This window comes from Silvibacterium bohemicum (genome assembly GCF_001006305.1).
GTDB lineage: Bacteria > Acidobacteriota > Terriglobia > Terriglobales > Acidobacteriaceae > Silvibacterium > Silvibacterium bohemicum.
The window spans coordinates 671,853-684,703 of record NZ_LBHJ01000012.1 but is presented as its reverse complement, the minus strand read 5'-3'; the positions used below and the strand labels follow the sequence as shown (position 1 = coordinate 684,703).

The 12,851-nt window shown below is 59.2% G+C and carries 10 protein-coding genes and 1 tRNA gene; 5 read left to right on the top strand and 6 right to left on the bottom strand.

Going from position 1 to position 12,851, the window contains the following annotated elements; genetic code table 11:
• Positions 1-87: 87 nt before the first annotated feature.
• Positions 88-164 (top strand) — tRNA-Ile (locus XX99_RS19115).
• Between the two features lie 207 nt (positions 165-371).
• Complete coding sequence (locus tag XX99_RS19110; protein WP_050060959.1) at positions 372-1,958, top strand: alpha-N-arabinofuranosidase; 1,587 nt, start codon at positions 372-374, stop codon at positions 1,956-1,958.
• A gap of 155 nt (positions 1,959-2,113) precedes the next feature.
• Here the strand turns inward: XX99_RS19110 and XX99_RS19105 are convergent, their stop codons facing one another.
• The 4 genes from XX99_RS19105 to XX99_RS19090 form a co-directional block, all read right to left on the bottom strand.
• Entirely contained in the window at positions 2,114-3,415 is a 1,302-nt protein-coding gene (locus XX99_RS19105; RefSeq protein WP_050060958.1) for a M23 family metallopeptidase, read from the bottom strand.
• A gap of 101 nt (positions 3,416-3,516) precedes the next feature.
• Positions 3,517-4,206, bottom strand: a complete 690-nt coding sequence (locus tag XX99_RS19100; RefSeq protein ID WP_156186076.1) for a class I SAM-dependent methyltransferase — start codon at positions 4,204-4,206, stop codon at positions 3,517-3,519.
• Entirely contained in the window at positions 4,184-5,473 is a 1,290-nt protein-coding gene (locus tag XX99_RS19095) for an FG-GAP repeat domain-containing protein (protein ID WP_231581499.1), read from the bottom strand. The genes XX99_RS19100 and XX99_RS19095 overlap by 23 nt, the downstream gene beginning before the upstream one ends.
• Before the next feature lie 67 nt (positions 5,474-5,540).
• Positions 5,541-6,890, bottom strand: a complete 1,350-nt coding sequence (locus XX99_RS19090; RefSeq protein WP_231581498.1) for a Gfo/Idh/MocA family protein — start codon at positions 6,888-6,890, stop codon at positions 5,541-5,543.
• Between the two features lie 345 nt (positions 6,891-7,235).
• Here XX99_RS19090 and XX99_RS19080 point away from each other — a divergent pair, with 345 nt between their 5' ends.
• The 3 genes from XX99_RS19080 to XX99_RS19070 all read left to right on the top strand — a co-directional run bounded on the left by XX99_RS19080 (position 7,236) and on the right by XX99_RS19070 (position 11,093).
• Positions 7,236-8,684, top strand: a complete 1,449-nt coding sequence (locus XX99_RS19080) for an FAD/NAD(P)-binding protein (RefSeq protein ID WP_050060955.1) — start codon at positions 7,236-7,238, stop codon at positions 8,682-8,684.
• Between the two features lie 26 nt (positions 8,685-8,710).
• Complete coding sequence (locus XX99_RS19075) at positions 8,711-10,042, top strand: chloride channel protein (protein WP_184085098.1); 1,332 nt, start codon at positions 8,711-8,713, stop codon at positions 10,040-10,042.
• 109 nt (positions 10,043-10,151) lie between these two features.
• Positions 10,152-11,093 carry a LysR substrate-binding domain-containing protein gene (locus XX99_RS19070; RefSeq protein WP_050060953.1) on the top strand — a complete coding sequence of 314 codons (942 nt, stop codon included), beginning with the start codon at positions 10,152-10,154 and terminating at the stop codon, positions 11,091-11,093.
• A gap of 53 nt (positions 11,094-11,146) precedes the next feature.
• On the opposite strand, the gene fabF is transcribed toward XX99_RS19070, so the two are convergent.
• Positions 11,147-12,394, bottom strand: a complete 1,248-nt coding sequence (gene fabF, locus XX99_RS19065; RefSeq protein WP_050060952.1) for a beta-ketoacyl-ACP synthase II — start codon at positions 12,392-12,394, stop codon at positions 11,147-11,149.
• A 2-nt stretch (positions 12,395-12,396) separates the two neighbouring features.
• Entirely contained in the window at positions 12,397-12,642 is a 246-nt protein-coding gene (locus XX99_RS19060) for an acyl carrier protein (RefSeq protein WP_050060951.1), read from the bottom strand.
• Positions 12,643-12,851 lie beyond the last annotated feature (209 nt).

Here is a 12,851-nt window from a genome sequence, read left to right as displayed (position 1 = left end):
TTTTCACGCGGCTTGGGTGTCAGGGTCGCCGTGAATTAAGATCGGGAGAGCCGCCGGTCGCACATTCACCCCGCGAAAGCCGCCAAAGGGCCTATAGCTCAATCGGTTAGAGCAGCGGACTCATAATCCGTTGGTTCCAGGTTCAAGTCCTGGTGGGCCCACCAAACGAAACGTCAATCAAAATCTTTCTCGGTGGGGTCTGCGAGCTCCTCTACTAAAGCGATTTATTTTTCTTGCTGATCCTCGGGGCGCCTATATATGGTTTATGGGTGAGATACGAGAGAACGTTTTCTCATCGCATATAACTGGGCTCAAGCAGCTCACTACAAGAGCTTTATCGATACATAACCATTTTTCTTTGGATACCCCGAATGAAGATCATCAAGTTCCCGGCTGTCTTTCGCAATTGCCTTCTCCTTCTGCTCCCCATCGTGCCGGCAGCGGCTCAGGACCAAGCTCACCTCTCCATCGACGCGGCAAAAAGCGGCGCAAAAATCGACCGCAACCTATTCGGCCAATTTGCGGAGAACCTTGGGCGTGGCCTTTATGGCGGAATCTGGGTTGGGCCGGACTCCTCGATTCCCAACACACGCGGGATTCGCAATGACGTCGTTGGCGCGCTGCGGGAGCTCAAGGTTCCGGACGTCCGTTGGCCCGGCGGCTGCTTCGCGGACCAGTACCACTGGCGCAACGGGATCGGCCCTGCCGACAAGCGTCCGGCCACAGTGAACTCCGCCTGGGGCGATGTTGTCGATAGCAATGCCTTCGGGACTGACGAGTTCATGGACTTTGTCCATCAGATAGGCAGCAATGCATACGTGTCGCTCAACCTTGGCTCGGGAACACCGCAGGAGGCGGCCGAATGGGTTGAATACATGACAGCTGCCGAGCCCACGGCGCTGGCCAAGGAGCGCGCTGCCAACGGCCATCCCGCGCCTTACAAAATTGCGATGCTGGGCCTGGGCAATGAAAGCTGGGACTGCGGGGGAGCGATGAGCCCCGATTACTATGTCAGCCTGATGAAGATTTACAGCCGCTTCGTCCCTAACATGAATCCCGCGCAACGCGATAAAGACCAGATGCTGCGCATTGCTGTCGGACCTGGCACTCCCACGACCGAGTGGACCGAAGCGGTCATGAAAGCCTGGCAGCACCACACCTGGAGCTGGGATATCAACGGGCTGTCGCTTCACTGGTACACCGTTCCCACCGGCTGGCCGCCCTCCGCACCCTCCATCAATTTCGGCGTCGAAGACTACGCGAAGACCATCAAGTCCACCCTGTTCATGGACGAATTTCTGCGAAAGCAGGAAGCGGTCATGGACAAGTACGATCCGGAGAAAAAGGTCGCGCTCGTGGTTGACGAGTGGGGCGAGTGGTTTGCTCCGCTGCCCGGAACCAATAAATCATTTCTCGAACAGCAGAACAGCATGCGCGATGCGGTTTTGGCTGCGTTAAACCTGAATATCTTCGCCCGGCATGCCGATCGCGTTCGCATGGCCAATATCGCGCAGATGATCAACGTGCTTCAGGCGATGATCCTCACCGACCGGGAGAAGATGGTTCTCACCCCAACCTATTACATCTACAAAATGTATGTGCCCTTCCAGGACGCGACCTTTGTTCCGGTGGCTTTCGATGCCGGAACCTACGTCCATGGCGACGTAACACTACCGCGGCTGGATGCGATCGCTGCCCGGGATGCCACAGGGAAGCTTTGGCTGGCGCTCACGAACCTCGATCCCGAGAAACCTCTTCAGATTGAAGCCGACATCAACGGCATGAAGACAGCGGCTGCAAGCGGAGAGACACTGACAGCTCCGGCGGTGGATAGCATCAACACCTTCGATTCGCCTCGTACTGTTGTACCCAAGCCTGCGGCGGTGAAGACCCGTGACGGCAAACTGACGGTGACACTTGACCCTAAATCGGTGACTGTCATCTCGATCACCCCATAGCTTGCCGCTACGCTTGATACCCGGAATAGGCTTAAAGCAAAGCCTGGAAGAACAACAAAGCTTCTGTACTTCAGGCTCTATCCTCACGATAAATCCGCCAACGCAGAAAAAATCGCAGTCTGCGTTGGCGAATTCTTGCGCATCCGAAACAGAGGCTATTTACCGAAGCCGGGCAGATCGACGCGGCGGGCGATGTGGTCGTGAATCCAGTGCGCGTCCCACCACTCTTTGGGATCGATCTGGACTCCGTCGAGCTGCATGGCGAAATGGACGTGATCGCCTCCGGCCATGCCGGTCATGCCGCTGAGCCCCATGATCTGGCTGCGCTTGACCATGTCTCCGACATGCACATCGATCCGGCTCATGTGGCCGTAGATGGTCTGCAATCCATAGCCGTGGTCGACGACGACGCAGTTGCCGTAGATGCCGAGAGGAGCGGCCCATACGATACGGCCGTCATTGGACGCCTCGACGCCTACATGCTGGGTGACGGCAAGATCGTAGCCCAGGTGCACCTGCTGGTCGATCTTCTTGCCGTGATAGATATAGCTGCGCACATCGGCAAAGGTGGCCTCGGCCTGAGAGTGCGATTGTCGCGTGAAGGGCTGGGACCAGAGAAAATGATCCGCGGTCTTGAAGCGCAGGTCTGACAGAGTCTGGTTGTTCGCCTTGCGCATCTCGGTGTTGATCCTGACGAAGCGCGCGACGGGATCGCCGGCGCCATTCGGATCGAGCTCGCCCAGGACCTTCTGCATAAATTGGTCGGTGACCTGAATCTCGTGCTGGGTATAGACGGGCTGCTCTCTCTTGGGAAAGACGACGGTGAGCGGCGTGGTCACGTCATTGCCTGCGCCATTGGAGGCGAAGACCAGGGGCGCGGTGCCCTGAGGCATGTTCCAGGCAAAGGCGAACAGGGAGATGAGGCCGGGTTTGCCGCCGGGCATGGGCCACGCGCGAAAGGTCTGGTCCCCGACGCGAACGCCCGCCGACGTATAGGAGCCGGTGACATTCAGCGTGGCGAGGTCGGCCATGCCGAGGTACAGATAGTGCTGGTCGGAGTCCGCGCTGACGACGGGCGGCTCGGTGACCACGTTGACGTCGCCTTCCCAGCGAGCGCGGCTGTGGAACAGACCGCCGGAGATGGCTTCGATAATCAGGTGGGCCTTCCCGTCGCGCAGTTGGGGAGTAGTTTTGACGCCCACATTGAAGTTGAATGTGGTGTCAGCGCTTTTGGAGGCAGCGCTACTCTGCCAGGCCTGGTACTGGGCTCCGTTCTGAGTCACGCTGACGGTGAGCTTGCTAACCCCGTGAGTATCGTGGACCTGGACGGTGACGGGTGTCGCCTGGCCTATGGTGGTCAGCGAAGCTGGCACAATCAAGGAAGGCTTGCTGCAGCCGGCGAGAGCCAGAAACAGCGGTAACGAAAGGAAGCTTGCAGCGATGACGGGGATTCGCACGAGTCAATTCTAGCCTAGAGCCTGCGCTCATCCGCTCTGAGAGTGAGCGCCTTAGGGACAGGCGAATCAACAGAGGAATCTCTCTGTAGTTGGATGCGATGTCATCGCCGTTTTCGCAGCACCCACGTGGTCATGCAGCGATAATCCTGAACGATGGTCGTCTTCAACGGGTCAACGAGAACAGCGTTCATTTCCTCCACCAGTTCCAGGAGCATTTCCTCATCCACCAGGAACCACTCCGAACCATCGGCTATCGCATACCGGTTCCCCTCGATATGCTCGAAGTCCATCCCGATCCTCGAGCCCAGGCGGCAGAAGAGCATTCCGGCAGGCTTCAAGACCCGCCATAGCTCGGACAGCATCGCTCTGAAGTGATCTTCATCCCGCGCGAAATGAAGCACCGAGTTGCAGATCACAACATCGGCCATCGCATCCCGGAATGGCATTTGCTCAATCAGCCCCACGCGAAAGTTCTCTGCAGGGAGGCCGGTTTTCAGGACAGCCGATAGCTGACGGACGTGCTCGACTCCCTCGCGATCTGCGTCCAATGCGAAGATCTCGCACCCTTCTCGTAGAAGGTGGACCAAATTGCGACCGTACCCGCATCCGGCATCGAGCACACGCATTCCGGAAGTGATATTTCCGCGAAGGATTTGATCGAACACGTAAATGTCGATCTGTCCAAACTGCTCCTGAACATTGAGTGGCATATACCCTGAGCTTACTGACTTAATTGCTGAAGCGAATGTGCGATCGATGACTGTGGGCTTATTTCTGCGGCGCAGGGCCATCTTCCTGTTTCACGATCACGCCTTCGCCCGGGAAGGGCCAGTTCTTATCCAGCAGAAGATCGTTCTCGCGAGTCGCTTTCGGCACGAGATTGACTTTTAGGTTTTCGAAGAAGTGAACGCCGGTCTTCCCTGCTGTGGCCAGGTCTATGTCACCATCTCCGTCCAGATCCTCCGCGATGAACTGCGTACCGGCTCCCGCAGTCCCATTCACTGAGATCGAATAGCGGGTGAATTGGCCGGTCTTGCGATCGATCTTGTAGTAGTACACCACCAGCGGATCGTACGAGCCGGGATCGTTGCCCGAGTGGCCGCGATAACGCTTGCCGGTCAGCAGCTCAGGCACGCCGTCGCCGTCGATATCGATCACCTTGAGTGCATGAATCTGCGAATACGATTCGTCGATGATGTGCTTGACCCAATGCCGGCCTGTTCCCTCGCCCTGCTGTTCGAGCCAGTAAAGACCGTAGCTATGCCCCTGGCCGTAGATGATGTCGGTCTTGCCGTCGTCGTTGACGTCGTATCCGATGATGGGAAATCCGGCGTCTTCAAGCTGCCAGTCGCCATGCCATTCCCACTGATCGTGATCGGCATCGATGTTCTTGAACCATCCGTAAGGAGTCAGGATGTCGGCCTTGCCATCGCCATCCACATCGGCGACGCCGATGCCGTGTCCATCCTGCTCTTTGCCGCCGACGTGATGCACCTTGGGTTCCGGTCCGGAGAAGTCGACCCAAATAATTCCAGAGTGGTTGTAGTGCGCGAGTGCGAGATCGGGCTTGCCATCGCCATTGATGTCGCCCGTCGCTCCGCCCTCGGTGTCGTAGCTGTCGGCGATGAAGTGCTTCTCCCACATCACGTCGGGCTTTTGGGGATTCTCATACCACCAGAGGCCGTTGACCATCCAGCCGGTCGTCACTACATCGGGAGCACCATCGTGATTGACGTCGAAGGTCCACTCGCCGCAGTCGGAGACGAACTCATTGAGCATGCCGACGGTCCGGTACTGATGACGCTTCCATTCGCCACCCTCGGGTCCCGGATTCTCGTACCAGTAGGCTCCGCTCACCAGGTCAGGACGCCCATCGCCGTTCATGTCCAATGTCGTGATGCCTTCAGCGTGATCGGTGCCCAGGCGATGCACACGAAAGGTCACTTCCGGAACACCGTATGGACCATCGCCAGGAGTGGTCTTGCGTTTGTCCTGCGCACCAGCGATCAAGCCAGATGCTGCATAGATCGATACAAGCGCGAGGGCTGTGAGTTTCATGCGTTTCAACAACTTCATTCTCCGGTCGTGCATTGGTCGAGCGGGTGGCAACAGGGAGCGATATATTTCACGCGAGCTTCATCGCGTCGGGATCCCACTTCACTATGGCGTCGCGCTCCATGCTGAGATTGCCGAGCAGCGCCGCTCCCGCCGCGCGATAACCGAAGACCGCATCTTCGACCACTGGCTGACGGGAGCGCACGGCGGCGAAGAAGTTTTTGAAGTGATCGTAACTGTCACTGTATCCAGCGGGAGCTACATATTTGTCGTACGCTACCTGGGGCTCACCCGCCGGATGATCGAGCGGATACTTTTGCCGATATTCCTCGAGGATGCGCTTTTGCATGGCCTCGGTATAGGTGCCGATGACGTAGCCTGGCTCCTTTGGCCGCGGCACACGGCCTACGCTGACCGAATTACCGGCGATCTCCATCGTGCCGTCGGAGCCGGTAAAGATCAGCCCCTCGCTCTCTTCGCCGCCATCCACAAAATTGACGCGCAGACTGAGGTTGAATCCCTCGCGATAATCGAAGAGCCCCAGCATCACGTCCGGAACATCTCTTCCATCCTTCCAGAAACGCAGACCGCCGGTGGCCATGGCGCGTGTCGGGCCGTTGGAGCCGGTGATGAAGTGCGTGCCGCTGAAAAGATGCACGAAGAGATCGCCGGCCACTCCGCTGCCGTAGGCCTTCCACTTGCGCCATTGAAAGAAGTGCTCGGCGTTGAAGGGAATCTTCGGTGCGGTACCGAGAAAGCGCGGCCAATCGCAGGTCTCCGTCGATGCATCGAGCGGAACGGTGTAGTTCCATGCGCCCATCGAGGAGTTCCGATCCCAGCGCGCGGTGACCATGTTCAGCTGGCCAATGGCGCCGGAGGCAAGCAGCTCTTTGGCCTTGGCGTAAATCATGGAGCTGACGCGCTGGCTTCCGATCTGGATGATCCGCTTGGTCGCGCGTGCAGTCTCGATCATCTCCGGACCGTCTGTATAGAGATGGATCATGGGCTTCTCGCAATAGACGTCTTTCCCTGCCTTCATCGCATCGACCGCGGCCTGCTTATGCCAGTGATCGGGCGTGGCGATGATTACGGCATCGATATCTTTCCGCGCAAGAATCTCGGCGTAGTTTCGAGTCGTGAAAATGTCGCTGCCCCAAAGCTCCTTGCTGTGCTCGAGCCTGCCATCGTAGCAATCGGCGACTGCGACCAGCTTCACGCCCGGCACCTGGACCGCCGTCTTGGTATCGCCCTGCCCCTGAATACCCGCTCCAATCAACGCGAACTGGATATGATCGTTGGCTGCGACCGGCTTCTCCGGCTCGCTCATTGCGGTCAGCGCATGGACCTTGGCTCCGAACAGCGTTTGCGCGCCCGCCGTTCCCGCCGCCTTCAGAAAACTCCTGCGATTCAATTCGTGCACCCTAGCCCTCATCTCGAAAGTTGCCCGTCGCCTGACATCATAAGCGTTCGAAGCGGTCTTCGCTCAAGCGCAGCGAAGTGAGGGCCTGCTTATCGGAGATAAAGATTTCTACTTGGACACGCTCCCCTGCGCAGTCGCAGACTGGAACCAGATGAGATGGACTTTCGTGGAACAGCGGCACACCGGATCGAATTCGTCCGCAATTGACAATCTCGAAATATGTTCGAGCCATGACGGCATGGCGAGGTATGTTTCCGTCCTAATACATTGGCTGTATTTGCGCTGCTTATGCGGCATAACAATTTGTAATACTTCAAAGCGGCTCGGCCGCATTACGGTGAAATCATGAACACGGAGAAAACAATTGCCATCGTCGGCGCCGGAGTCAGCGGTGCGCTGACTGCTTATCACCTGCTTCGCAAGCAGGCGCAGGCGAGGGCTATTGTGATCGATCCTCGCAGCGAGTTAGGGCTGGGACTGGCCTACTCCACTCCGAGCCTGGAGCACCTGCTGAATGTGCCGGCCGGCAAGATCAGCGCGATACCCGACCAGCCCGACCACTTTCTCCTGTGGCTACAGAAGAACTACGACGCGAAGGCAACGGCATCCTACTTCGCTCCCCGCGCGGTTTTCGGCCGCTACATTCAGTCGCTGCTTCAGGCCGTTTCCGGCATCGAGCATCTGCGGACCTCGGTGCAGAGCTGCCGCATCGTGAGCGATCAGGTTGTCTTAAACCTGGCCGACGGAACGGAGTTGATTGCCGACACGGTGGTCTTCGCCATCGGCAACTTCGATCCTGCGCCGCTGCCTGGGGTCGCGGAAGAGACCATCGCCAACGGCGTTTACTGCCACTCCGCGTGGGCGAATGCGACCTATGCAGGCCTGCCTGCCGATGCTCCAGTCGCTCTGATCGGTTCCGGACTCACTACTGTCGACGTGCTGCTCAGGCTCAGAGAAACGGGCCATCGCGGACAGATAACGGCGATCTCCCGGCACGGCATCTTCCCTTACCGTCATGCCCCGTATGATCCTTTGAGCCAATCGGTCATCGATGGTGAAGCGCCGGTGAAGGCGCGCGATCTTCTTCATCGAGTGCACCAGGCCATCAAGCAGGGCGGCGACTGGCGAGCGGTTGTCGATTGTCTCCGCACTCGCACCAATGAATTGTGGCTGGCACTCCCTGTTGTCGAGCAGAAGCGCTTCCGCCGCCACCTGCAGCGCCGTTGGGATGTGGTGAGACATCGCATGGCGCCCTCCATCGCCGATCGCATCGAAGCGGAGCTCGAGGTGGGAACACTCGCACTGCATCGTGGAAGCCTGCATGCCGTGCTGCCCTCTCCGGATGGAGCGCGGGTTCAGTTTCGGACGGCCGATGGCGACGTCAAAGAGCTCGCCGCGACGCGCGTCATCAATTGCACCGGTCCGAACATGAACTATCGCCGCGTTGGCTCTTCCCTGCTGGACAGCCTCTTTGCCCAAGGGCTGGCCGTTGCCGGGCCGCTCGGTTCCGGCCTGTGGACCGACTCAAACGGCGCTTTGCGCAACCAGGACGAGTTGTTCTCGGATATTCTCTTCCATGTCGGCCCGGGACGGCAGGGCACGCTGCTCGAATCGATTGCCGTGCCCGAACTGCGGTGCCAGGCAGCGGCCATGGCTACGCTGCTCGTCGACCGCTCCCAGACGCCGGCACATGCTGAGCAAGATGAAGCCGCCGGGCAAATCTCCGACAGCGATGAGACGAAACGGATGCGGTCTATCCGAATCTCTGCAATCGACGCTATGGCCAGTCTATGACCGCGCCTCCTGAGTACGCTCCGGGCATGAAGCGACGATCGTACCTTGAGAATCTGCTCTGGAACCTGCACGGAGCGGCTGCCATCGGCATCGCCAGCGGGTTAGCCTGCGTCGTCGTCCGGCTTTTCTTTCGGCTCCTGCAGTGGCTGCTCACCGGCCATGCCGGATTGCTGGCCGATGCGGCGCATAGCCTGCCCTCATGGCGCAGAGTCGTCACCCCGGCCATCGGTGCGCTATGCGCCATGGCGGTGACCTGGATAGCGAAGCGCTTCGTACGGGCTGGGGCCTTCGAAGAATATGTGGAGGCGGTGCGACTGCACGGCGGACGCATTCCCTTTGTCCCCACTCTGGGGAGAACCATCTCTTCCGCTTTTTCGGTAGCCTCCGGCGCAGCCATCGGGCGCGAGGGCTCGATGATTCAATTCGCCTCCGCGGCTACCTCGCTGCTTGGCCGGCGCGCGAAGATCTCTCTGCTGCCGCTGGCCACCCAGGTTGCGTGCGGCGCAGCTGCGGCGGTCGCAACGGTCTACCAGGCGCCCATCGCGGGCATGTTCTTCGCGGCAGAGATCGTCATCGGAAAAATTGCTCTCGCCGATTGCCCTCTACTGTTAGTCGCAGCTTTCGCCGGAAGCCTCACCGGACGTTTCATCCTGGGCGGCGGACCGCTCTTCGCGGTGCACGCGCGCCTGGGCGCTGACCTCCCACATATCCTGCTGGCGGTAATTGCAGCAGCATTGATCGGAGTTCTCGGCCCAGCGTATCAATGGGTCGTTCGCAGCCTGCGCTTCAGCTCCAGATTGCCTCTGCCGCTGCTGTGGAGCGGTCTGCTGGTGGGCGCTCTCTCGCTGAGCAGCGCGCAGGTGTGGGGGAACGGCGATGCCGCACTGCTCAGCATGATGCAGTCCACGCCTGCTCTCTCCGCTCTGCTCTCGATTTTCCTGCTACGGCTTTGCGCCACTACTTTTTGCGTGGGAACCGGAACCGTCGGAGGAGTCTTCACTCCGACGCTTTTCGCAGGCAGCGCTATCGGCTTGATCGGGATACATCTGATCCATGGTTCGAATCCTTTGCTCTTCGCTATCGTGGGCATGGGGTGCCTGCTTGCCGCAGTCACGCACGCCCCGCTGATGGCTACGCTGATGGCAGTCGAGTTGACCGGCCAGTGGAGGCTTTTGCCGCTGATCCTGGTCTGCAATCTGATTGCGTGGGGCGTGGCGCGCAGCCTCTCTTCGCGAGCGCTGTACGGGATCGCTACATCGGAGCCCGGAGGTGAGCTGCCGCGAGAGAGCAGACCCTCGATGCTCGCTGACGAACAGACGGTTAGCCCGAAAGCAGCCCCATCTTTGAAAACCACCTAACCGGAAATATTCTTTAACAGTGGAAGATTGTCTGCCCCAAGAGAATCAGCAGTCTGAGCGATCAAGAGTCGCGGCGTAGCCACTGCAGATCGATGTACAGTGAAGCAACGTGGAGAATTTTCGTCTTAAAGTCTTTCGGGTCGTGGCGACGCACCTCAACTTCAGCCGTGCAGCCGAAGAACTTCTGCTGACGCAGCCCGCCGTCACCCAGCAGATCAAGGCACTCGAAGATGAATACGGCGTCCCGCTCTTCGACCGCAGCGGAGGCCGCATTACTCTCACGCCGGGGGGACAGGCCCTGTTGCCTTTCGCGCAACGCATGAAAGCGCTCTCCGATGAAGCGTCGGAGGCGGTCGCCAATGCGGTTGGGAAACAGGGTGGCCAGCTTGCGGTCGGAGCTTCGCAGACCATCGGCGTCTATCTGCTGCCCAGGCTCGTCGCCGGCTTCCTCGCGGAGAATCCACGCGTCTCGATGACCGCGGTGAGCGGCAACACCGACGCCATGCTCGAAGAGCTCATCGCGCACCGCATTCATCTCGCCTTGATCGAGGGGCCGGCGCTGCGCAAAGACATCCACATCGAGCCCTTCATGGAAGATCAGATGGTGCTGGTGGTCGCAGCCAGCCACGAGTGGGCCGACCATGAAATCGATATTGCGATGCTCAAAGAAGCACCGCTGCTGATAAGGGAATTCGGCTCCGGCTCGCGCCGCGTGGTAGAGAACGCGCTGGCCCATGCCGGCCTGAAGACCAAGGACCTCAACACGCGCATGGAACTGGACTCGACCGAAGGTCTGCTCACAGCCGTTGAAGCAGGGCTTGGCGTAACCTTCGCCTCACGCTGGGCCGTGCGTAATCAATTGGCGCTCGGCACGCTGAAGCTGGCACGCGTTCGTGGGCTCAAATTGTCGCGAATGTTTTCTCTTGCCTATCCTGCAGGACCGGAACCGACTGGGAATGCCGGGGCATTTCGCTCTTTCCTGCTGAGCCGGCCAATGGACCCCACTCCTCAGACGAAGAATCGGGCAGCAAAGAAAACTGCCTCTCCGTGAGACATGAAGGAGAGGCAGTTCGTGAGAAGCCGTTTTACGACGCTCGCTAGTCTTTATTCCTCCCAGCGGCGGAAGACCAGCGAGCCGTTGGTGCCTCCGAAGCCAAAGGAGTTCGACAAGGCATAGTCGAGCTTCGCATTCTGAGGATGATTGGCAATGTAGTTCAGCTTGCACTCCGGATCGACATTGTCGAGATTTGCGGTCGGAGGAACGATCTGATTCATGAGGGCCATGATGGTGATGCCGGCCTCCAGACCTCCGGCGCCGCCCAGCAGGTGGCCGGTCATCGATTTCGTCGAGCTGACCAGCAGCTTGTGGCTGGTGGCATGTTCGCCGAAGAGGCGCTGCATGGCCTTCGACTCGGTGGCGTCTCCCAGCGGGGTCGAGGTGGCATGTGCGTTTACGTAGTCGATCTGCTCGGGCCGCAGGTTGGCGCTCTTGAGAGCGTTTTCCATAGCACGGAAGCAGCCGTCTCCGTCTTCGGGCATGCCGGTGATGTGGAAGGCGTCCGCGCTCATGCCGTAGCCGATAATCTCGGCCACGATCTTTGCGCCGCGAGCCTTGGCGTGTTCGAGCTCTTCGAGGATCAAGATGCCCGCTCCTTCGCCGCAGACAAATCCATCGCGATCTTTGTCGAAGGGACGGCAGGCGTGCTCCGGATCATCATTGCGCGTAGAGAGCGCGCGCATGGCCGCAAAACCGCCGATGCCCATGGGAGTAATGGCCGCCTCAGAACCGCCGGCGATCATTACGTCCGCGTCGCCCCGCTCGATGATGCGATAGGCATCGCCGATGGAGTGCGCGCTGGTGGTGCAGGCTGTCGCCGTGGCCTCGTTGGGGCCTTTGGCGCCGTACCGGATGCTCACCTGGCCGGCAGCAAGATTGATGATGGCTGCAGGAATGAAAAATGGGGATATCTTGCGCGGACCACCGGCAAGCATGGCGCTATGCTCGCGCTCGATGATGTCGAATCCGCCGATACCGGAGCCGATGTGAACTCCAACGCGCGTCGCATTCTGGTCGGTGATCTTGAGGCCTGAGTTCTCCATGGCTTCGTGGGTAGCGCCAAGGGCAAGATGGATGAAGCGCGCCATCTTGCGCGACTCCTTCTTATCCACGAAGTCGAGTGGATCGAAGTTCTTGACCTCGGCCGCAAAGGTGACGGAGAAGCCTGTCGTGTCGAAGGCGGTAATGGGCGCCATCCCGCTCTTACCCGCGAGCAGCTTCGACCAGATCTCGGGAGCCGTGTTGCCCACTGCGCAAACCAGCCCGAGCCCGGTAACTACAACGCGCCGTTGCAAGGTTACTTGCCGCCTTTCGCGTTCTTATCGATGTACTCGATAGCATCCTTCACGGTCTTGATCTTCTCGGCGTCCTCGTCGGGGATCTCGATGTCGAAGGCTTCCTCAAACTGCATGACCAGCTCAACGACGTCGAGCGAATCGGCGCCGAGGTCTTCCTGAAAAGAAGCGCTGGGGGTGACTTCGGCTTCATCGACCTGGAGCTGCTCGACGATGATCTGCTTAACCTTCTCTTCCACTGCTGCCATGCGTGTCTCTCCTCTTGGGTGCTACTGAATCAGTTCGGTTGCAGATTTTTGTGCCGGATATAGAGACACAACTTTTCCTTGCCCCGAAATTTCAAGTCTACTGAGGCCGTTTAGTGGTGTAAAGCGGCGGAGGCGTTTCTCTTCAACTTCTCCACAGAGATGCCCGGACGCCGGGAAGGGTGCAGCGTTATAGTTCATCCATGATTCTA

What these genes read in the sequence shown, in the direction of transcription:
- XX99_RS19110 (WP_050060959.1), top strand. Translation starts at nt 372, where the DNA reads ATGAAGATCATCAAGTTCCCGGCTGTCTTTCGCAATTGCCTTCTCCTT.
- XX99_RS19100 (WP_156186076.1), bottom strand. Translation starts at nt 4,206, where the DNA reads ATGGCCCTGCGCCGCAGAAATAAGCCCACAGTCATCGATCGCACATTC.
- XX99_RS19095 (WP_231581499.1), bottom strand. Translation starts at nt 5,473, where the DNA reads ATGAAACTCACAGCCCTCGCGCTTGTATCGATCTATGCAGCATCTGGC.
- XX99_RS19080 (WP_050060955.1), top strand. Translation starts at nt 7,236, where the DNA reads ATGAACACGGAGAAAACAATTGCCATCGTCGGCGCCGGAGTCAGCGGT.
- XX99_RS19075 (WP_184085098.1), top strand. Translation starts at nt 8,711, where the DNA reads ATGAAGCGACGATCGTACCTTGAGAATCTGCTCTGGAACCTGCACGGA.
- XX99_RS19060 (WP_050060951.1), bottom strand. Translation starts at nt 12,642, where the DNA reads ATGGCAGCAGTGGAAGAGAAGGTTAAGCAGATCATCGTCGAGCAGCTC.